The sequence below is a fragment of the Rhodococcus xishaensis genome (assembly GCF_004011825.1).
Lineage (GTDB): Bacteria > Actinomycetota > Actinomycetes > Mycobacteriales > Mycobacteriaceae > Prescottella > Prescottella xishaensis.
This window is the reverse complement of the sequence record NZ_RKLO01000007.1, coordinates 129,033-149,753: the sequence shown is the minus strand read 5'-3', so window position 1 is coordinate 149,753 and position 20,721 is coordinate 129,033. Positions and strand designations below refer to the sequence as shown.

Sequence of the window (20,721 nt, the reverse complement as noted above, 5' to 3'; positions counted from 1 at the left end):
CCTTCGCGTCCGGAGCGGGTTTCCGCAGGAGGAAGCAAGGAGTGGGCGATCGGGCAACTCCCCGCGTCGTCTAGGGCTGCCCCGGCAACTCGTCCGGGAAGCGGTAGTCGCAACCGAGGTCGTCAGTGGACTCGGCCCCCCACTCGTCTCGGAACCACGCGACGCAGGCATCTGCGACCAGCCTGGCGTCGCGGGTGAAGAGATAGCCGTCGGTGCAATCCTCGAAGTGGTCGTCGAAGAACCAGCGGTCGAGGGTCAGCCCGTCGGTCGAATAGTCAGCCAGCGCCAACTGTTCGAGGAAGGCGCGTGACCGACGGAGCATCAACACCTCGTCCGCGAGTACAAGGATCTGCGCGCACACGATCTCGTCGAGTTCGTCGCGCGTGCGGTATCCGCTCGGACCCACTTCGAGCATGAAGGCCACCGGTTTGTCGGTCAGCAACTCGACGAGCCAATCGGCCATACCTGCCCACGACACTCCTGACGACCTCGCAGAATCGGCCACCTTCCCTCCCCTCCTCGGTCGGCACCTGCTCGACGAACCCGTAGGCCGGTTGCGCCTCGTCACGGCGTGACGATGGTGAATCCGGGATCCGGGTGGTCGAGATACCCGACGAGCTCCACCAGCTTGAACACATCGCCCTGCGCGTCGACACGCCCGTCGGCGACCGCTTGGGACAGATCGACCGCACCCTGCAGGACACCCAGCAGCAGTGTGCGGGTGAGCGTGAATCGCGCGTCCGGTTCGGATGCGGACCGGGTGCCGTCGAGATCCCAGTGCACGAGCACGCCGTTGCGCAGTTCCATCCGGTGCACCCGAGCGTCGTCGGCGATGTCCCAGTCGATCACCATCCGGGCTTCCCAGGCCCTGGGCCCGTCGACGCGCAAGGAAATCACGTCGAACAGTTGCTCCACCGACAATTCTCGCGCCACATCGGGCGACGCGACGTCGGTGGGGGTGCCGACCGGCCCGTCACGCAGCTCCATCGCTCCCGTGAGGTAGAAGTTGCGCCAGGTGCCGTTCTCGGCACCGTAGCCGAGCTGCTCGAGCGTCTGGGCCTGCAACTCCTTCGCCTCGACGTTGTCGGGGTCGGCGAACACGACGTAATTCACTACCTGGGCAACCCACCGGAAATCACCGTCCGCGAACGACTTCCGTGCCTTCCGTAGCACCTCGTCGGTTCCGCCCATGAACTCGACGTGCCGTTTCGCCGATTCGACGGGCGTGTGCTCCCACAGGTGAGCCGGGTTGCCGTCGAACCACCCCATGTAGCGCTGGTAGATCGCCTTGACATTGTGGCTGACGGAACCGTAGTAGCCGCGTGCGTGCCACGCGTGCTCGAGCGCCGGTGGGAGCGTCATCTCCTCGGCGATCTCGATTCCGGTGCAGCCCTGGTTCATCCGACGCACCGTCTGGTCGTGCAGGTACGCGTAGAGGTCACGCTGCTGTGCGAGGTACTCGGTGAGCCGCTCGGTCCCCCACGTGGGCCAGTGGTGCGAGGCGAACAGCACGTCCGAGTCGGACGCGTACCGGTTGATCGTTTCGGTGAGGTAATGCGCCCATACGTGCGGATCCCGCACGAGTGCCCCGCGCAGCGTGAGCAGGTTGTGCTGGGTGTGACTAGCGTTTTCCGCCATGCACAGAGCACGCCGGTCCGGGAAGTGAAAGTTCATCTCCGACGGCGCCTCGGTGCCGGGTGTCAACTGGAACACGATCGTGACCCCGTCGAGTACCTCCGTGTGCCCAGTGCGCTCGATGGACAGTGTCGGCGAGATGAGCGAGACCGTCCCCGTCGACGTCGTCTGACCGAGACCGGCACCAACCGATCCCCGAGGACCGCGGGGTAACGCCGCCCCGTACATGTACGCGGCCCGCCGCGCCATCGCGGTACCGGCGTAGACATGCTCGGCGACCGCGTGTTCGACGAGGCCGGCGGGAGCGATCACGGGACAGCGTCCGGCCTTGACGGATGCGACGTCGACGATGCCTTTGACACCGCCGAAGTGGTCGGCGTGCGAATGCGTGTAGATCACCGCGGTGACCGGACGGTCGCCACGGTGCGAACGATAGAGTCCCAACGCCGCCGCGGCCGTCTCGGTGGAGATCAGGGGGTCGATCACGATGACGCCGGTGTCGCCCTCGACGAGCGTCATGTTCGAAAGGTCCAGTCCACGAACCTGGTAGATCCCCTCGCACACCTCGAACAGTCCCTGCTTGGCACAGAGTCGGCCCTGCCGCCACAGACTCGGATTCACCGTGGGCGGGCACTCGCCCTCGAGGAACGAATAGGCGTCGTTGTCCCACACGACGGTTCCATCGGCTGCTCGGACGACGCCCGGGGTCAGGGCCGCGACGAACCCCCGCTGCGCGTCCGCATCGTCCCCATCAGGCAGGGTCTCAGCGAATCGCACATTGGCCGTTGCGATCTCCGGTGTGGCGTCTGCCGGAACACTCATCGTCAAGTCCCCTATCGCAAGGTTGTCCACGCTGGTCGTTCCCGTCAATCATGGCCCGTTCACGGAATGTTCGTTGCGACTTGGATTTCAGCGGCCCAGAATGACCAAATTGGGCCACGATTGTGCCAAAGTCAGGTGAACCCGCTACGGAAACACGTGAATGGAGCCACCAATGGACTCTTTCTGGGATTTTCTCTGGGTCATACTCGTCAGCTTCGCGTTCATCGCGTACCTGATCCTGTTGTTCTCGATCATCACCGACCTGTTCCGGGACCACAAGACCTCGGGCTGGGTGAAGGCGATCTGGGTGGTCTTCCTGATCATCCTCCCGTTCATCACTGCGCTGATCTACCTGATCGTCAAGGGCGACGACATGACCAAGCGCTCGGTCCGCGCGGCCCGGGAGGTGCAGGACGCGCAGGACGCCTACATCCGCCAGGTCGCTGGTGGAAAGTCCGGTGCGGAGCAGATCGCCGATGCCAAGGCACTGCTCGACGCGGGCACCATCACGCAGGAGGAGTTCGCGGCACTCAAGGCCAAGGCACTGGGCGACTGAGCCGCACCGCCCGCGGCACTGCCGGGGTCCTCACGGTGCCGCGTTCCCGACGGGAACGCGGCACCGTCGTTTTCCGGACGTGACCGCCGCAACGCGGCAGGGCGTCACACACCGGCCTGTGGAAAACTCATCACGTGGGAACAAGCACTCGGACGACCCCCCGGATGACACTTCGGGGCCGACTCGCGTTGCGTGCGGCCGCCGCGGCAGCGTGGGCCTCGCAGAAGGCAGGACGCGGCAAGGGCTCGATGATCGGCGGCCTGATCGCGCTGAAGATCGATCCGACGCTCTTGCAGCAGCTCGGTCGTGGTCGCCGGACCGTGGTGGTAACCGGTACCAACGGCAAATCCACCACGAACCGAATGACCGCGGCGGCACTCGCGACCCTCGGCGAGGTGGCTACGCAAACCGACGGCGCCAACATGGACGCGGGCATCGTTGCCGCGCTCACCGCCCGCGTCGACGCGCCTCTCGCCGCGCTCGAGGTCGACGAACTGCACGTCCCTCACGTGTGTGACGCCGTGGACCCCGAGACCGTCGTGCTGCTGAACCTGAGCCGCGACCAGCTGGACCGGGTCGGCGAGATCAACATGATCGAGCGCAAGCTACGCGCCGGACTCGAGCGGCACCCGGACGCGATCGTGGTCGCGAACTGCGACGACGTGCTGGTGACCTCCGTCGCGTACGACTGCAAGAACGTGGTGTGGGTCGCCGCCGGCGGCGGTTGGGCGAGTGACTCCGTGAGCTGCCCGCGTACCGGAGAACCGATCGTGTGGGACGGGCCGAACTGGCGCAGCACCGGGTCGGACTTCGCGCGTCCCACGCCCGACTGGCGGCTCGACGACGACAATCTGCACGGCCCGGGCGGGCTCGTGATCCCGATGAAGCTGACGCTGCCGGGCAAGGCCAACCGCGGCAACGCGGCGCAGGCCGTCGCTGCGGCCGTCGCTATGGGTGCGAACGCGGAGGACGCCGTCGCCGCTGCATCGGCCGTCGACGAGGTCGCCGGCCGCTACAGCACCGTCCAGGTGGGACCGCACGCGGTGCACCTTCTGCTCGCGAAGAACCCGGCTGGCTGGCAGGAGGCCCTGTCGATGATCGACCACAGCGTCGACGGCCTCGTGATCGCCGTCAACGGCCAGGTGCCCGACGGCGAGGACCTGTCGTGGTTGTGGGACGTGCGCTTCGAGCACTTCGAGGGCGTCAAGGTGGTCGCCGCGGGTGAACGGGGCACCGACCTCGCCGTCAGGTTGACGTACGCGGGTGTCGAGCACACCCTCGACCACGATCCGATGCGCGCGATCGCGTCGTGCCCACCCGGACGCGTCGAGGTGCTGGCCAACTACACGGCCTTCCGTGACCTCAACACCTCAATCGCCAAGGAGAACAAGCGCGATGTCTGAGTCGACGGTCCGCATCGGCCTCGTCCTGCCCGATGTCATGGGCACCTACGGCGACGGGGGCAACGCACTCGTACTGCGTCAGCGTCTGCGCATGCGCGGCTACGACGCCGAGATCGTCGACATCACCCTGAGCGACCCGGTTCCCGAGGCGCTGGATCTGTACGCGCTCGGTGGGGCGGAGGACTCCGCTCAGCGGTTGGCCACCCGGCACCTGAAGACCTACCCGGGCCTCCAGAGAGCGGCCGAGCGCGGTGCGCCGGTGCTGGCGATCTGCGCGGCGATCCAGGTACTCGGGCATTGGTACGAAACGTCGACCGGTGAGCGCGTCGACGGGGTGTCGATGCTCGATGCCACCACGTCCCCGCAGGAAACGCGTTCGATCGGCGAGGTCATCACCACGCCCCTGCTCGACGGCCTCACCGCACCCCTGTCCGGGTTCGAAAACCACCGGGGCGGTACGACTCTCGGCCCCGGCGCCAGACCGGTCGGGCGTGTGACGCACGGTGTCGGCAACGGTGTGGGCGACGGCCTCGAGGGTGTGACGCAGGGTTCGGTGATCGGTACCTACATGCACGGTCCCGTCCTGGCCCGGAACCCGGAGCTCGCCGACCTGCTGTTGAAGCGAGCGCTCGGTGTCGCAGAACTGCCACCGCTGGATCTGCCCGAGGTGGACCTGCTGCGCCGCGAGCGGCTGCGGGTGCGCTGACCGGGCACGCGTTTTAGAAAGCGCCCCAAACAGGGATATGGCCGGGAATGCTTTTGCATTACCGGCCGCATCTCTACTTCACAAGCTTTCACCCGACTGGTCTACTCACTTGCTCCGCATCCTTGCTTCACGAGTTTTTCACCGTTAGCGACTGCTTTCTCGATCCGCACCATTGATAATACGCGCGCGGGCGGCCCCCGCAATATTTTCGGACGCGAATTCTCCGATTCGTGACCAGTTCATGCCAGGCATGCCCCAGCCCCTACCAGAGCCCATCCACCGGGGCGCCCGAGCCGGTCACCCGGCACCTGAAGACCTACCCGGGACTCCAGAGAGCAGCCGAGCGGGGTGCGCCGGTGCTGGCAATCTGCGCGGCGATCCAGGTACTCGGGCACTGGTACGAGACGTCGAACGGTGAGCGCGTCGACGGGGTGTCGATGCTCGACGCCACCACGTCCCCGCAGGAAACGCGATCGATCGGCGAGGTCATCACCACACCCCTGCTCGACGGCCTCACCGCACCCCTGTCCGGGTTCGAAAACCACCGGGGCGGTACGACTCTCGGCCCCGGCGCCAGACCGGTCGGGCGTGTGACGCACGGTGTCGGCAACGGTGTGGGCGACGGCCTCGAGGGTGTGACGCAGGGTTCGGTGATCGGTACCTACATGCACGGTCCCGTCCTGGCCCGGAACCCGGAGCTCGCCGACCTGCTGTTGAAGCGAGCGCTCGGTGTCGCAGAACTGCCACCGCTGGATCTGCCCGAGGTGGACCTGCTGCGCCGCGAGCGGCTGCGGGTGCGCTGACCGGGCACGCGTTTTAGAAAGCGCCCCAAACAGGGATATGGCCGGGAATGCTTTTGCATTACCGGCCGCATCTCTACTTCACAAGCTTTCACCCGACTGGTCTACTCACTTGCTCCGCATCCTTGCTTCACGAGTTTTTCACCGTTAGCGACTGCTTTCTCGATCCGCATCATTGATAATACGCGCGCGGGCGGCCCCCGCAATATTTTCGGACGCGAATTCTCCGATTCGTGACCAGTTCATGCCGGGCATGCCCCAGCCCCTACCAGAGCCCATCCACCGGAGCGCCCGAGCGGGGGCGGTACGACTCTCGGCCCCGGCGCCAGGCCGGTCGGGCGGGTGACGCACGGCGTCGGCGACGGCCTCGAGGGTGTGACGGCCTCGAGGGTGTGACGGCCTCGAGGGTGTGACGCAGAGTTCGGTGTCGCAGAACTGCCGCCGCTGGATCTGGCGGAGGTGAATCTGCTGCGCCGCGAGCGGCTGCGGGTGCGTTGACCGGGCACGTCTTGAAACTGCCCCAGACAGGGGTGTGGCCGGTATTGCTTTCGCATTACCGGCCGCATCTCTGCATCACAAGCTTTTCACCGTTACCGACTACTCACTTGATCCGCACCATTGATAGTACGCCCGCGCGCGGCCCCCGCAACGTCTCGAAGCCGAATTTTCCGAGTTGTGACCGGTTCATGCCAGACATGCCCCAGTCGTTACTCGAGCTCACTTACCGGGGCGCTCGAGCACTCGATGCCCACGCCCTGCGGGGTGCGGTCAACCCTGCACGACAGCGCTGGCGCCCCCTCGCAGCTCTCCCTTGAGAACCTTGCCACTCGCATTGCGCGGCAGGGAATCCACGCGAATCACGGCCTTGGGGTGCTTGTACCGTGCGAGCGTGTCGTCGAGCAGCGGTTGCAACTCCTCGAGAGGAAGGTCACCACCGGCATCGGGCCGCAGCGCGACCACCGCGACCGGGACCTCCCCCCACCTGGGATCCGGGCGGCCGATCACCGCGGCCTCGAGAATCTTCGGGTGGGAGAAGAGTACGTTCTCGACCTCGGCGCAGTAGATGTTCTCGCCACCCGAGATGATCATGTCCTTCTTGCGATCGACCACATAGACGAACCCTTCGTCGTCCACGCGCACCAGGTCGCCCGAGTGGAACCACCCGCCGTGGAACGCCTCCGCTGTGGCCTCAGGGTTCAGCCAGTACTCGAGCATCGTCGTGGGACCCCTGTAGACGATCTCTCCTACCTCGCCCGGTGCGACGTCGTTCATGTCGTCGTCGACGACACGGGCCAACAAAGTCGGAAGCACACGTCCTACCGAACCGAGCTTGCGAAGAGCGTCCTCCCCGTCGAGCACACAGGTGACCGGAGACATCTCGGTCTGCCCGAACACTGCGACGTTCGACGCGTCCGGGAAGGTCTCGGCCATGGCCCGGAGCACGGTGTCCGATGCCGGCGCCGCACCCCAGGAGATTACGCGTAGCTTCAGCTTTCGCGGCTGTGCCTGCTGCGCCGCACACACCGCCTGCCACTGGACCGGTACCAAGAACACCGTGGTCACCTGCTCCTCCTCGAGCGCGTCGAGCAGCGTGTTCGGATCGAACGCCCCGACCGGGAAGATCACCGTCGTGAGCCCGAGCATGAGGCTCGGTGCCATCGCTCCCAGCGCGGCGATGTGGAACATCGGCGACGCGCACAAGCCGATGTCGTCCAGGCGGTTCAACTGGAAGGCTCGGATGCAGGTGAGCGCCTGCGCCGCCATGTTGCTGTGCGTCAGCACAGCCCCCTTCGGGCGTCCCGTCGTGCCGGACGTGTACATGATCAGCGCGGGTGTGTCGTCGGGCACGTCGATCTCGGGGCGCGTTGCTCCCTGCTCGGCGACGAGGTCTTCGTAGCCGAGGGCATCGCCGTCGGTCGTGCCGCCTACGACGATCGACAGGTCGGGCCCGCCGACCTCCGACCGCACCCCGGCGGCGAGCGGCGCCAGCGTCGTGTCCGCCACCACCGCCCGAGCGCCGCTGTCGCGCACCAGGAATGCAACCTCGGGGACCGTCATCCGGAAGTTCACCGGGACGGCGATCGCACCGAGAGCGTTGGTCGCGAGGATCACCTCGAGATACTCGGGACGGTTGAGCATGAGGATCAGGACACGGTCACCGAAACCGACGCCGCGACGCGAGAGCGCGTCCGCGAACCTCTCGACCCTGGTGTGCAGCGTGGACCACGTGACGGACGCACCTTGGAACCGCAGGGCGATCCGGTCCGGGATCATCTGCGCGTGGCGCGCGATCTGGCTGTTCCAACTGTTGCGACGGGACCGCTGAGCCTCGAGCAGACTGGCAGGGACGGCGGCGGAAGTGACCATCGAGGGTTCCTCTCTCACGCGGGTGCGCGGGTCCTCCCGAACTCACCGAACCCGCGGATCGATGTGAGGCAGGTTACACTTTTTGCGCGGTTTCGGGTCCGGATCTGATCAATGAGCCGTGGCGACCCTAGAGCCCGAACGTCTTACCGATGATGTCGCGCTGAATCTCGTTGGTACCGCCGTAGATCGACGAGACCAGTGTTCTTCGGACGTGTCCCTCCATGTCGAACTCAGTGGCGTACCCGTAGCCGCCCATCATCTGCATGCCCTCGAGCGCCACCTTCTTCGCAGTCTCGGTCGCCTTGAGCTTGACCATCGACGCCTCCCGCGGGAACAGCTTCGACGGGTTCGCGTCGATCAGCCTGGCCGTGCTGTACACGAGCAGTCGAGTGCACTCGATCTCGGTGGCGAGGTCCGCGACCCGGTGCCGCAGCACCTGGAAGGTACCGACCGGACGTCCGAACTGCTTTCGCTGCGTGATGAATTCGAGTGCGTCGTCGAACGCCCGCTGCGCGGTGCCGAGCATCATCGCACCGAGGATGAGCCGTTCGATGTTCAGTCCGGTCATCAGCTGGGTCCAGCCGTTGCCCACCTCGCCGACCACGGCGTCGTCGGGCAGGCGGACGTCGGTGAGGTAGAGGTCGTTGACCTCCTTGCCGCCCATCGTTTCGATAGCGCTGATCTTCAGCCCTGGCGTGCCCGTCGGCAGGTGAAACATCGTCAGGCCCTCGTGCTTTGCGCCGGTGCGGTCGGACCGAGCCACCAGCAGGATGTTCTCGGCGAAGTGGGCGTTGGAGCACCACGTCTTCTGGCCATTGATCAGCCAGCCGTCGGAGACCTTCTCGGCCCGGCAGCTGAGGTTGCCGACGTCGGAGCCGGCCTCGGGCTCCGACATCGAGATGGACTCCGACGCGCCACGGACGATGCCGCCGAGCACGGTCCGCTTCTGTGCCTCGGTGCCGAACTTCTCGTACGCCGCGCCGGTGATGAGCGTCGTTCCGAGTCCACCGATCGGCGCCATGCCGCGGGTGGCCTGCTCGAGCAGGATGCACATATCGACCGCTGTGCCACCCGAGCCGCCGTATTCCTCGGGGACGGTGATCCCGAGCCAGCCGAGCTCGGCCATCTTCAGGTACAGCGCCTGGTTATGGCCGTGCTTGCCGTGGCCGGTGAGGGCGTCGCGTTGCTCACGGGTTCCGCATTCTTTGCGGCAGAATGCGGCGACGGCCCGTGCGAAATCCTGCTGCTCGGGGGTGAAATCGATAGTCATCGATGCAATCCTGCCTGCGAAGAGTCGAGTGAGTTGGTTCCCGGGATCCAGAGGGCGAGCCGAGGCGCGTATCGGCTTGTCCGCACCCGGTGGCCCTAATAATGTGAGCGTTATCACAGTAAGTCACAGCAAGTCTTCTCGCTACTGTCCCCGGAAGTGAGGGAGTTCGACATGACCCGCGAACTACGCGACACGAGCCCGGGCTCATCCCCGGACGCCACCCCGTCGACGTTCGCGAGCCTCGATCCGCGGACCGGGACGGTGCTCGCCGAATACCCCGTGAACACCGCGAGTGACGTCGCCGCCGCGGTCGAGCGGGCGCGCGGCGCGGCGCGATGGTGGAGGGCACAGGGTTTCCGCGGCCGTCGCGACTGGTTGCTCGAGTTCAAGAAAGCGATCGCGTCGGACGCCGATGACCTAGCCCGCGCCGTCTCCATCGAGACCGGCAAGCCGTACGACGATGCCATGCTCGAGGTGATGCTCACCGTCGAGCACCTCGACTGGGCCGCTCGCAACGCCAAGAAGATCCTCAAGCCGCGTCGCGTGTCCCCTGGCCTGGTCAGCGTGAACCAGTCCGCCAGCGTCGGGTACCAACCCCTCGGCGTGGTCGGCGTCATCGGCCCGTGGAACTACCCGGTGTATACGCCGATGGGGTCGATCTCCTACGCCCTCGCGGCGGGCAACGCCATCGTCTTCAAGCCCAGTGAACTGACGCCGGGCGTCGGAAAGTGGCTCGAAACCAAATGGAATTCGCTCGCGCCCGGCCAACCGGTGCTGCAGGTCGTCACCGGTTTCGGAGAGACCGGCACCGCCCTGTGCCGGGCCGGTGTCGACAAGATCGCCTTCACCGGATCGAGCCCCACCGCCCGCAAGGTCATGGCGGTCTGCGCAGAATCCCTCACCCCGATCGTCGCCGAGTGCGGCGGCAAGGACGCGATGCTCGTCGCCGAGGACGCCGACCTCGACAAGGCCGTAGAGTCCGCCGCCTTCGGCGCATTCGGCAACGCCGGCCAAACGTGCACCGGCGTCGAACGCATCTACGTCGCCGAACCGGTGTACCGGCAGTTCCTCGACAAGTTCACCGCCGCGGTCGAGCGGGTGCGCCCGGGCGGGTCCGACGCGGACTCGTACGGGCCGATGACCCTCCCCCGCCAAGTCGACGTCGTCCGCAGCCACATCGCGGACGCGCTCGACAAGGGTGCCCGCGCGGTCGTCGGCGGAATCGACTCCGTCCATGAGCGATTCGTCGACCCCGTCATTCTCACCGACGTGCCGGAGGAGTCGCCGGCGGTGCGGGACGAGACGTTCGGTCCGACGGTCGTAGTCAACCGGGTGCGTGACCTGGAGGAGGGTGTCGAACGGGCCAACTCGAGCGCGTACGGCCTGGGTTCGTCGGTGTTCACCGGCAACCGGTCCCGCGGCCGCGAGATCGCGGAGCGCCTGCGCGCAGGCATGGTGTCGGTCAACTCGGTGCTGGGCTTCGTCGGCGTTCCGTCGCTGCCGTTCGGTGGCATCGGCGAGTCCGGTTTCGGCCGGATCCACGGCGCCGACGGTCTCCGCGAGTTCAGCCGCCCCAAGGCCGTCACCGTCCAGAGGTTCCCGGCCCCACTGAACCTGCTCACCCTCGAGCGATCCGCCCGCGACATGAAGATATCCGCGTGGATGCTCAAGGCCCGGCACGGGCGGTAAGCCTGTGCAACCGACACACTCGCGTCCCGATTCGCGATCCGATTCCCGCCGAGGCAGCACCTTTCGAACCTTCCCTACCCCGGACCGCAATCCGCACGCCGGCCCCGGACGGTTCGGATGGGTGAGGGTGATCGACGGGCTGGACCCGCAGATCCGGCACCAGGACATCCTCCGCATCACCGCTGGCTACGAGTTCCCCTGGGACTACCAGCGATCGCTCGAGTTCGCCCTGTTCCGTACGTACTGTGTGCCCTCGATATCGGCACTGCTCGCCCGCACCGGCGAATTCGAGTACCGCCCCCAGAAGCGGTACGACGACACCGCGCTGTTGATGGGTGAACTAGTCGAGCACGGCTACGACTCCGACCGAGGACGCGAGTCGTTGCGCAATATCAACCGCATGCACGGCCGGTACGCGATCTCGAACGACGACATGCGCTACGTGCTGTCGACCTTCGCGTACGACCCGATCGACTGGATCGACAGATACGGCTGGCGCCGCTTGCACCCCCACGAACGGCTCGCGTCGTACCACTTCTACTGTCAGGTCGGAATCCGGATGGGCATCAAGGACATTCCCGATTCGTACCAAGGTTTCCGGCGTTTCAAGATGGACTACGAACGGGATCACTTCGTCTACAGCGACGACAACCATCGCATCGGCACCTACACCCTGCGCCTGTTCCAATCGTGGTACCCGAGATTGCTCGAACGCCCCGTAGCGGCCGCGGTGTATGCACTGATCGACGATCGGATGTCCGCGGCGTTCGGGTTCCCCAAGGGCTCGCCCCGGGTGCGGGCCGCCGCCGAAACCGGACTTCGGGCCCGATCGGCGGTCGTGCGCATGCTTCCCAAGCGGCGGGTGTCCGCCGGTGCCGGCGACCCGGGGAACCGAACCTACCCCGGATACCCCGTCGGCTACCGCCCCCGAGACCTCGGGGTGCAGTGATCCGAGTATTCAAGTGATCCCAAGCTTCGAAGGAAGCCTGGGATCACTGTGGCTGTTCGTCGGCTACGCGGCCGCGGTCGCCGGTTCGGCTGGTTTGGTCTCGGGGATCCGGGCATCGGGCGTCACGATCGGACCGACCTCCTGCGCGTAGTAGAAGTGCGGACGCCGGTTGCCGAGGAACGAGCCGAACCACGACATCACTGCGACGTAGCGGTTGCGGAAGCCCACCAGGTACACCATGTGGACCGCGAGCCACAGCACCCACGCGAACGTCCCGGTGAGTTCGATGTTCTTCACCTTGGTGACGGCGCGGAAACGGTTGATGATCGCCATCGAGCCCTTGTCGCGGAACTTGAACGGCGTGCCGCGCAGGGTCTTTCCGAGAATCGTGTCGGCAACGTGGCGGCCACCCTGCATCGCGACGGGCGACTGGCCCGGAAGATTGTCCAGCGACGTCATGTCGCCGACCGCGAATATGTCGGCGCGGCCACCGACGGTGAGGTCGCGGTTGACGAGGAGGCGTCCGGCGCGGTCGGTCTCGCAACCAGTGCGCTCGGCCAGCACGGCGGCGAAGTCGTTGGCCTGCACGCCCGCCGACCAGATGATGGTGTTCGCGGTGCGACGCTCGCCGGCCTCGCTACCGTGCGCCACGAGCGTCGCGCCGTCTTCGTCGATGTCGGTGACGAGGGTGTTGAGGACGACTTCGACGCCCGACTTCTCGAGCGATGCCTTGGTGTACTCGCTGAGCTTGCCTCCGTACGCGGGCATTGCGACACCCGCACCCTCGACCAGCGTGACCGTGACGTCGGCGGCGGTGATGCCACGGATCGACTGCTCGAAGTAGCGTGCGGCGAGTTCCTTGATCTGGCCGGCGAGCTCGACGCCGGTCGCGCCGGCGCCGATGACGATGAAGCTGAGAAGGTTCTTCCGCCGCTCGAGGTCGCTGGTGGTGTGCGCCTCCTCGAAGCAGCGCACGATCTGGTCACGTAGGCGCTCGGCGTCGTCGACGGTCTTGAGCGCGAATGTGACCTTGGCGAACTCATCGCGGCCGAAGTACGACTGCCGCGCGCCGGTGGCGGCGACGACCGAGTTGTAGCCGAGCGTGTGACGCTGGCCGGCGGCCTCGTAGACGAGTTCCTTCTCTTCCGGGTTCACGTCGACGACGCGACCCAGCCGAACATCCGCATGCGGATACTTCGCGAGGATTGCACGCACCGACGGAGCGATCTCGCCGGCGGCGATGACACCCGTCGCCACCTGATACAGCAGGGGCTGGAAGAGGTGCTCGGTGGTCTCGGAGATGAGAACGAACGGCTTGCCGGCCTTGGCCAGCTTCTTCGCCGCGGCGAGAGCACCGAATCCGGACCCGACGATGACGACCTCGGTCCGGTCCACAGTTGCTGCGCCCACCTGGCCCACGGCTACCTCCTCGTTGAGATGTTCTAGGGACACCGTAGGAGCGCTAACAAACCTTCCGCCAGCCAGCTTGGACATTCGAAGAACAGTTATCTCGATCGCTCATAAGTAGGATGGCGTCCCGTGGACTTCCGGCAGCTGCGCTACTTCCTCGCCGTCAGCGAGGAGCTGAGTTTCAGCAACGCCGCGAAGCGCTCCTTCATCTCGCAGTCCGCGATCAGCCACCAGGTCAGCAAGCTGGAGCAGGAACTCGGCACCTCGCTGTTCGACCGCTCCACCCGTGCCGTCAAGCTCACTCCGGCCGGATCTCGTCTTGTCCCGATCGCGCAGGAGGTGCTGAGCCTCGAAGTCAAGGCGTTCGCGGTCGCGAAGGAGCCCCGTAACCGCATCCGGATCACCGCCAGCATGAGCTTCGCGCCGCAGAACCTCGCCGCTATCGCTCAAGTCCGCGAGAGGCACCCCCACCTGGACATCGAGTTCGTGATCAAGGACTTCACCGACCGGGTCGAGGCTGTCTCGTCGGGCGACGCCGACATCGCACTGATCCGCGGCGAGGTGGACCGGCCTGACCTCGAGACTCTCGAACTCGGTGTCGAGGACCTGATGATCGCGACGTCCAATCAGCACCCGGTGTCGGCGTTCTCGACGGTCGAACTCAGCGAACTGGCGCCGTATCCCCTGCTCCTGCCGCCCCGGCACAACCAGGTCCTCATCCACAAGGTCGTGGAGAATGCGTTCGTCGACGCAGGCCGGCGCGTCCAGCTGGGCCCGCCCATTGCGCGCGACCACACCGCGATCCTCGATGTCATCACGAATCCGCGCGCGTGGACGGTCCTCTACGCCAGTACCGTCGCCGAGGTCCCACGGACCGGGCTGTGCGTGATGCGCGAAAGGAACAACCGACTGCGAGTGCCCGTCAACGCCATCGTCCGCACCGGGGCTGCCCAGACGCCAGGCATTGCGAGCCTCGTCGAGTCCTTGCGGCAGACGGTTAGCTCGGAAAGCGGTGTGCCCCCGGGAGCGCCGCTGCAGATCAGGGGCACACCGGACGATCGGTAGCCGCAGCTACAGGGTGCGCCTCCCCGACAGTGCACGGCCGAGGGTGAGTTCGTCGGCGAACTCGAGGTCACCGCCCATCGGCAGTCCCGACGCCAACCGCGACACCGTCAGCCCCGGGAAGTCTCGCAGCATCCGCACCAGATACGTCGCGGTCGCCTCTCCCTCCGTGTTGGGGTCGGTTGCGATGATGACCTCGGTGACGTCGACGCCGTCTTCCTGATTTCCGATGCGTGTCAACAGTTCCCGGATCCGTAGCTGGTCCGGGCCGACACCACTGAGCGGATCGAGCGCACCTCCGAGCACGTGATAGCGCCCCTTGAACTCACGGGTGCGCTCGATCGCCTGCACGTCCTTGGGCTCCTCGACGACGCACACGACTGTGCGGTCCCTGCGCGGGTCCGAGCAGATGCGGCACTTCTCCTCCTCGGAGACGGTGCCGCACACGACGCAGAACTGGACGCCGTCGCGCACCTTCTGCAGCGCCGCCTGGAATCGATCGATCTCCGGGGGCTCGACCGAGAGCAGGTGGAAGGCGATGCGCTGGGCACTCTTGGGCCCGATACCGGGCAGCTTGCCCAGCTCGTCGATCAAGTCCTGGACGGGGCCTTCGTACAACGTGCGCCTCTAGAAGGGAAGCCCGGGCAAGCCGCCAGCGAGCGGGCCGAGCTTGCTCGCCGCGGCCTCCTGAGCCTTGTTCGACGCATCCGCAATCGCACCAATCACGAGATCCTGCAGGGTCTCGACGTCGTCCGGGTCCACGACCTTGGGGTCGATCGTGAGCCCGACGATCTCGCCGGTGCCCTTTACGGTCGCGGTCACCAGGCCTCCACCGGCCTGCCCGGTTATCTGTGCCTGAGCCATCTCCGCCTGCGCGGCCATCAACTGCTGCTGCATCTGCTCCGCCTGCGCGAGGAGCTGCTGCATGTCGGGTTGTCCACCTGGTTGCACTTGGCTTGTCCTTTCTGAAGTCGCTTGGTCAGCCTAGTCCGTCGCCGGCGTCAGCCCAGTTCACGAGCCAGGTTCGCGAGCGTCGCCTGTTGAATCTTGCGCAGCCCGATCGGGGCGAAGGTGCGCTCGAAGAAGCCGCCGACACCACCGGCGCCCTGCCACCGCGTCGTGGTCGTGATCGTTGAACCGGTCCCCGACGGCGCGACCTCCCAGGTTGTGACCAGGGACGAGTTCGCGTCGCGCTCGGTAACGGTGTTCCCCGAAACGGTCACCGACGCCTTGACGTCACGCGACCGCTTCTCGGTGGCCTGCAGAGTCCACTGCGCCACCGTCCCGTCCCCCCGTCCCCCCGCGACGACCGCGTAGTCCAGGTACTGCTCCGGCAGGATGCGCGGTCGGACGGTCTCGTAGTCCGATAGAGCAGCAAGCGCCCGCTCCGGAGTCGCGGCGGTGGTGATGGAACTGCTCGCGCTGACTTGTGCCACTGGGTGAGCCTCCTTGCATCGGGGTGTACGCCTCTATCCTGCACGCCCACTTGCGATGATCGCGATCACACACATCCAGCATGGTCGGAATCCGTGGATCGCGGGAGGTCGGGCCTCCCCGAATGATCATCCGCAAAGAGACAGCTAATCGACCCCACCCGCACACCACCAGGTGATGCCGGTACCGGGTACCCGATCGAAATAGACAGGGTTGCTGATAGATTGCCGCCAACTACTTCTGGTGTTCAATGACGACCTGATCGACGCTATTACGTTGTAATACTTGCGAATGCCCCTGGAGCCCATTCGGTACTCGCCCGCCGTTGAGCGCTGTTGAGCCGCCAAAAACACACAGCTACACTGACTAATCAAAGCTGCCCGTGTGTGGTGAGGTGCGACATGGACTCGAAAGTCGATCGGCTCCGCGAGGACATCGTTCTGTTCACCAGGCGAATCCGAAGTCAGAGGGCACACCACCAACTCACGCCCACGAAATTGCAAGCGCTGGCCCACCTGGACCGCGAAGGGCCGATGAGTGCTCGTGCGCTGGCCGGGTTGGAACAGATAGCCCCCCAATCCATCGCCCGGACAGTCTCGGTGCTCGAAGACGCGGGAATGGTCTCGCGCACCGTGGACCCCCAGGATGCTCGTGCGAGCATCGTCGCGATCACCGCACTCGGGTCGCGGACTCTCGAGGTCGACCGGGTGCGGCGAAGCGAATGGCTCTCGGCAGCGCTCGACGCCGAGTGCACCGACGCCGAACGTGAACTGCTGTTCATCGCCGGCCAACTACTGCGACGTCTCGCCGCAACCCCGGAGCGGGTGCCTCAGCGGAAGTCACTGGTGACTGATGAGTCACTGATGACCTGACGAACAGATGAACCAATGAACGCAGCGGTAGCCGATGCCGGCGCGACACAACCCAGTGGATCCGTTCCCTTCCGGGTCAGCGGTTCGGTCGCGTCCGGGAGCATCCTTCAAGCGCTGAACTCGTCGATGATTGCCGTCGCGATCGTCGGCATTGCCGCGCAGTTCGGCGCGTCGCCCGGTATCACTTGGGTGATCTCGGGCCTCTACTTGGCGACGGCGATCTGTGCCCCGCTAGCCGGCAAGCTGGGCGCCCTGCTCGGCGCTCGACGGGTCTATCTCGGGGGACTCGCCATCCTGTCAATCGGTTCGATCGTCGGCATCCTTGCGCCGACCGTCGGCTGGCTGATCTTCGCCCGCGTGCTCATCGGAATCGGAACTGCCACGCAGTACCCGAATGCGATGACGATGATCCGAGACTGTGCGGAGCGATACTCCGTGCAGCCTCGAAGCGCGATCGCCATCCTTGCTGCCTGTAGCCAGGCTGTGTTGGCCCTGGGTCCGACGCTTGGTGGTCTGCTCGTCGGGGCGTTCGGATGGCACGCGATCATGTGGATCAACCTTCCGATCGCCGCATTCAGCGCGTTGGCGGTCACGAAATTCGTGGGGGCCGGTTTCGTCAGAGGCACACCCGTGAGTGGTCGGCAACTACTCCACTCGCTCGACGTGGTGGGGGCGACGCTGACGATTGTGCTGATCGCATCGACGATGCTGTTTCTCCTGTCCGTGACCACAGCCCCGCTCTGGTGGTTGATCCCCGTATGGCTTGCAGCTCTCGCGGCGTTCATCGAGTGGGAAAGGCAGGCGGACGAGCCGTTCGTCGATGTGCGGGCGCTCGCCCGAAACCGTGCGCTCAGTGCGACACTCGCCCGGGTGCTGTTCACCTACACGGGGTTCTACTGCGTCTACTTCGGTGTTCCGCAATGGTTGCAGTACTCCCGCGGGATGACCGCCACGCAGGCGGGCCTGACAATGCTTCCCGTCGCTGCTGTGGGCTTTGGCTCCACGTTCCTCGCATCGCGATTCTGCGATCGTCACGGTGTGCGCAACACGCTCACAGTCGGGACGTGTGCACTTCTCATCGGTGGCCTGCTCCTTGCTTCGGTCGAAAGCATTACGGCCCCAATCCTTGTGCTTCTGGCAGTGGCTGTGGTGCTGGGAATTCCGACCGGATTCAACAACATCGGCAACCAGACTCTGGTCAATTCAGTCACGTCCGTCGAGGAAGTGGGTACCGCGATCGGGACCTACCGCACCGTGCAGTACATCGGAGCGAACCTCGCCGCCGCCGTGCTGGCGATCACCTCCGGTCACGTCATCGGCGACGCCGGCCTACACCGCACGGGCTGGTTCATTGCCCTAGTGGGAACCGTTCTCTTGACAGGTGTCCTGGCCTCGCGGAGCATGGGGGATCGGCAGCTGGCAGACGCCCACTAGTCTCGGCGGACGCCGAGTCTGTACAGGGCGTGTGTGGAGTATCACTGGCGGAGCCTCTGCCAGTCTCCACTGGTGGCGTTCCTTTTGTCCGGACTGTCTGGCTGGGAATCTGGCTGGCACGGTATCGCCGTGCAGTCGGGATGGAGCCGTGCACCCAGTCCGATCAGAATCGGACTAATGGCACATTAGACAGCAAAGCTGATTAATTACCGTCGGCTCTCTGTCATATTGCGCGCTCCCCGGCCTTGGTGGCCAGAAATAAGACAGCTAGACTGCCTAACTGTATGGCTCGGACGGGAGATTGAGATATGGACGAGAAGGTCAATCGACTCCGCGAGGACATCGTTCTGTTCACCAGGCGAATCCGGAGTCAGAAGGCACACCACCAACTCACGCCCACGCAGTTGCAAGCGCTGGCCCACCTGGACCGCGAAGGGCCGATGAGTGCTCGTGCGCTGGCCGGGTTGGAACAGATAGCCCCCCAATCCATCGCCCGGACAGTCTCGGTGCTCGAAGACGCGGGAATGGTCTCGCGCACCGTGGACCCCCAGGATGCTCGTGCGAGCATCGTCGCGATCACCGCACTCGGGTCGCGGACTCTCGAGGTCGACCGGGTGCGGCGAAGCGAATGGCTCTCGGCAACGCTCGACGCCGAGTGCACCGACGCCGAACGTGAACTGCTGTTCATCGCCGGCCAACTACTGCGACGTCTCGCCGCAACCCCGGAGTCGGCTATGCAACTGCGGTGAGGGTGACCTCGTGAGTGTCCTCGTCAAGGATTCCGCTGGTGCGCGGCAGAGTCGGCGCATTCCGATCCGGGTCAGCGGTTCGGTTGCCGCCGGAAGTATTCTGCAACCCCTGAACTCGTCGATGATCGCCATCGCGATCGTCGGCATTGCCGCGCAGTTCGGCTCGTCGTCCGGTATCGCTTGGGTGATTTCGGGCCTGTACATAGCGACAGCCGTCGCGGCCCCGATGGCGGGTAGGCTCGGCACTCTGCTCGGTGCCCGGCGGGTCTACCTCGGGGGACTCGCCATCGTGTCACTCGGCTCGATCGTCGGCATCCTGGCGCCGACCGTCGGCTGGCTGATCTTCGCCCGCGTGCTCATCGGGATCGGAACTGCCACCCAATACCCCAATGCGATGACGATGATTCGGGGGTACGCGGAGCGCCATCGTGCGCAGCCTCGAAGCGCGATCACGACCCTGACCGTGTGCAGTCAAGCAACCGTGTCACTGGGTCCGACACTCGGTGGTCTCCTGGTGGGGGCGTTCGGATGGCACTCGATCATGTGGATCAACCTTCCGGTCGCCGCGCTCAGCGCCATCTTGGTCACAAGATTCGCGAGAGTCGGCCCTGCCCGAGGCACGCCCGTGGGCCACCGTCAGCTGCTGCGCAAGCTCGATGTGGTGGGGGCGCTGCTGCTTCTCGTACTGATCTCGTCGACGATGCTGTTCCTGCTATCGCTCACCAACGACCCCACCTGGTGGCTGATCCCCCTCTGGATGATCGCACTCGCCGCGTTCGTACGGCGGGAACGGCGAGCAGAAGAGCCGTTCATCGACGTCCGGGCACTCACCCGAAACCGTGCGCTCAGTGCGACACTCGCGCGGACGCTGCTCACCTACTCTGCGTTCTACTGCGTCTACTTCGGTGTTCCGCAATGGTTGCAGTACTCCCGCGGGATGAGCGCCACGCAGGCGGGCCTGACAATGCTTCCGGTGGCGGCGGTCGGTGCCCTCACCACTCTGATCGCCTCACGAACGTACGCCCGTCACGGGGCGCGTAGAACACTCGCCGTCGGGACGGGTGCCCTTCTCGTGGGCGGTCTGCTCCTCGCCTCGGTGGAAAGTAGTACAGCCCCAATCCTTGTGCTTCTCATGGTGGCTGTGGTCCTGGGAATTCCCAACGGATTCAACAACATCGGCAATCAGAATCTGGTCAGCTCGGTCACTTCCCTCGAGGAAGTGGGCACCGCAATCGGGATGTATCGAACCGTGCAGTACATCGGAGCGAACTTCGCCGCCGTTGTGCTGGCGACCACCTCCGGTCACGTCATCGGCGACGACGGCCTGCACCGCACCGGCTGGTTCATTGCCGTAGTGGGAACCGTTCTCCTCGTAGGTGTCCTGATCTCGCGGAACATGGGAGATCGGCGCCGGGCGCACGCCCGCTAGTTTCAGCAGAGGCCAGCAGAGTGGCTCCGGGCGTGCGTCCGCTACCACCGCTCGGAGCCTCTGTCCAGTCCCCATAGCGGTTCCTCGCTACCGCGGCTCGGCTGTCACCAGGACCTGTGGGCCGACGGCATTCT

18 protein-coding genes and 1 pseudogene are annotated in these 20,721 nt (G+C 65.5%); 11 read left to right on the top strand and 8 right to left on the bottom strand.

The window, feature by feature from the left end:
• Window positions 1–70: 70 nt before the first annotated feature.
• Both EGT50_RS16420 and EGT50_RS16415 read right to left on the bottom strand, forming a co-directional pair.
• Window positions 71–505, bottom strand: a complete 435-nt coding sequence (locus EGT50_RS16420) for a hypothetical protein (protein ID WP_408014652.1) — start codon at window positions 503–505, stop codon at window positions 71–73.
• Between the two features lie 59 nt (window positions 506–564).
• The gene (locus tag EGT50_RS16415; RefSeq protein ID WP_127955722.1) at window positions 565–2,457 is read right to left on the bottom strand and encodes an alkyl/aryl-sulfatase; all 1,893 of its coding nucleotides are present in this window, start codon (window positions 2,455–2,457) and stop codon (window positions 565–567) included.
• Window positions 2,458–2,629: 172 nt separating this feature from the next.
• Here EGT50_RS16415 and EGT50_RS16410 point away from each other — a divergent pair, with 172 nt between their 5' ends.
• The 4 genes and pseudogenes from EGT50_RS16410 to EGT50_RS16395 all read left to right on the top strand — a co-directional run.
• Entirely contained in the window at window positions 2,630–3,013 is a 384-nt protein-coding gene (locus EGT50_RS16410) for an SHOCT domain-containing protein (protein ID WP_127955721.1), read from the top strand.
• Between the two features lie 164 nt (window positions 3,014–3,177).
• Entirely contained in the window at window positions 3,178–4,416 is a 1,239-nt protein-coding gene (locus EGT50_RS16405; protein ID WP_127955720.1) for a Mur ligase family protein, read from the top strand.
• Window positions 4,409–5,122 (top strand): type 1 glutamine amidotransferase, encoded by a 714-nt coding sequence (locus tag EGT50_RS16400; RefSeq protein WP_127955719.1) that lies wholly within the window; start codon window positions 4,409–4,411, stop codon window positions 5,120–5,122. Before EGT50_RS16405 ends, EGT50_RS16400 begins: the two co-directional genes overlap by 8 nt.
• 299 nt (window positions 5,123–5,421) lie before the next feature.
• A pseudogene (locus EGT50_RS16395) lies at window positions 5,422–5,925 on the top strand (type 1 glutamine amidotransferase); the annotation flags it as partial.
• A gap of 765 nt (window positions 5,926–6,690) precedes the next feature.
• Here EGT50_RS16395 and fadD5 read toward each other — a convergent pair.
• Together fadD5 and EGT50_RS16380 are read right to left on the bottom strand one after the other, a co-directional pair.
• Window positions 6,691–8,289, bottom strand: a complete 1,599-nt coding sequence (gene fadD5, locus EGT50_RS16385; RefSeq protein ID WP_127955718.1) for a fatty-acid--CoA ligase FadD5 — start codon at window positions 8,287–8,289, stop codon at window positions 6,691–6,693.
• Between the two features lie 127 nt (window positions 8,290–8,416).
• Complete coding sequence (locus tag EGT50_RS16380; protein WP_127955717.1) at window positions 8,417–9,559, bottom strand: acyl-CoA dehydrogenase family protein; 1,143 nt, start codon at window positions 9,557–9,559, stop codon at window positions 8,417–8,419.
• A gap of 171 nt (window positions 9,560–9,730) precedes the next feature.
• On the opposite strand from EGT50_RS16380, the gene EGT50_RS16375 reads away from it, so the two are divergent.
• Both EGT50_RS16375 and EGT50_RS16370 read left to right on the top strand, forming a co-directional pair.
• Complete coding sequence (locus EGT50_RS16375) at window positions 9,731–11,248, top strand: aldehyde dehydrogenase family protein (RefSeq protein ID WP_127955799.1); 1,518 nt, start codon at window positions 9,731–9,733, stop codon at window positions 11,246–11,248.
• A 4-nt stretch (window positions 11,249–11,252) separates the two neighbouring features.
• Window positions 11,253–12,197 (top strand): oxygenase MpaB family protein, encoded by a 945-nt coding sequence (locus EGT50_RS16370; RefSeq protein ID WP_127955716.1) that lies wholly within the window; start codon window positions 11,253–11,255, stop codon window positions 12,195–12,197.
• Window positions 12,198–12,260: 63 nt separating this feature from the next.
• On the opposite strand, the gene EGT50_RS16365 is transcribed toward EGT50_RS16370, so the two are convergent.
• Window positions 12,261–13,592, bottom strand: coding sequence for an NAD(P)/FAD-dependent oxidoreductase (locus tag EGT50_RS16365; RefSeq protein WP_127955798.1), 1,332 nt, complete (start codon window positions 13,590–13,592; stop codon window positions 12,261–12,263).
• A 144-nt stretch (window positions 13,593–13,736) separates the two neighbouring features.
• On the opposite strand from EGT50_RS16365, the gene EGT50_RS16360 reads away from it, so the two are divergent.
• Window positions 13,737–14,672: a LysR family transcriptional regulator gene (locus EGT50_RS16360; protein WP_127955715.1), complete on the top strand. Its 936-nt coding sequence runs from the start codon at window positions 13,737–13,739 to the stop codon at window positions 14,670–14,672.
• Between the two features lie 6 nt (window positions 14,673–14,678).
• Here EGT50_RS16360 and recR read toward each other — a convergent pair whose 3' ends face one another.
• From recR to EGT50_RS16345, 3 genes are all read right to left on the bottom strand, one after another.
• A complete protein-coding gene (gene recR / locus EGT50_RS16355) occupies window positions 14,679–15,287 on the bottom strand; it encodes a recombination mediator RecR (RefSeq protein WP_127948266.1) in 609 nt (202 codons plus the stop codon).
• Window positions 15,288–15,296: 9 nt separating this feature from the next.
• Window positions 15,297–15,596 carry a YbaB/EbfC family nucleoid-associated protein gene (locus EGT50_RS16350; protein ID WP_235870785.1) on the bottom strand — a complete coding sequence of 100 codons (300 nt, stop codon included), beginning with the start codon at window positions 15,594–15,596 and terminating at the stop codon, window positions 15,297–15,299.
• Window positions 15,597–15,670: 74 nt separating this feature from the next.
• Window positions 15,671–16,105: an SRPBCC family protein gene (locus EGT50_RS16345; protein ID WP_127955713.1), complete on the bottom strand. Its 435-nt coding sequence runs from the start codon at window positions 16,103–16,105 to the stop codon at window positions 15,671–15,673.
• A gap of 399 nt (window positions 16,106–16,504) precedes the next feature.
• On the opposite strand from EGT50_RS16345, the gene EGT50_RS16340 reads away from it, so the two are divergent.
• The 4 genes from EGT50_RS16340 to EGT50_RS16325 all read left to right on the top strand — a co-directional run bounded on the left by EGT50_RS16340 (window position 16,505) and on the right by EGT50_RS16325 (window position 20,587).
• Entirely contained in the window at window positions 16,505–16,975 is a 471-nt protein-coding gene (locus tag EGT50_RS16340) for a MarR family winged helix-turn-helix transcriptional regulator (protein ID WP_127955712.1), read from the top strand.
• A gap of 15 nt (window positions 16,976–16,990) precedes the next feature.
• Window positions 16,991–18,409 (top strand): MFS transporter, encoded by a 1,419-nt coding sequence (locus EGT50_RS16335; RefSeq protein ID WP_127955711.1) that lies wholly within the window; start codon window positions 16,991–16,993, stop codon window positions 18,407–18,409.
• A gap of 308 nt (window positions 18,410–18,717) precedes the next feature.
• Entirely contained in the window at window positions 18,718–19,158 is a 441-nt protein-coding gene (locus EGT50_RS16330; protein WP_127955710.1) for a MarR family winged helix-turn-helix transcriptional regulator, read from the top strand.
• 10 nt (window positions 19,159–19,168) lie between these two features.
• Complete coding sequence (locus tag EGT50_RS16325) at window positions 19,169–20,587, top strand: MFS transporter (RefSeq protein ID WP_127955709.1); 1,419 nt, start codon at window positions 19,169–19,171, stop codon at window positions 20,585–20,587.
• Window positions 20,588–20,721 lie beyond the last annotated feature (134 nt).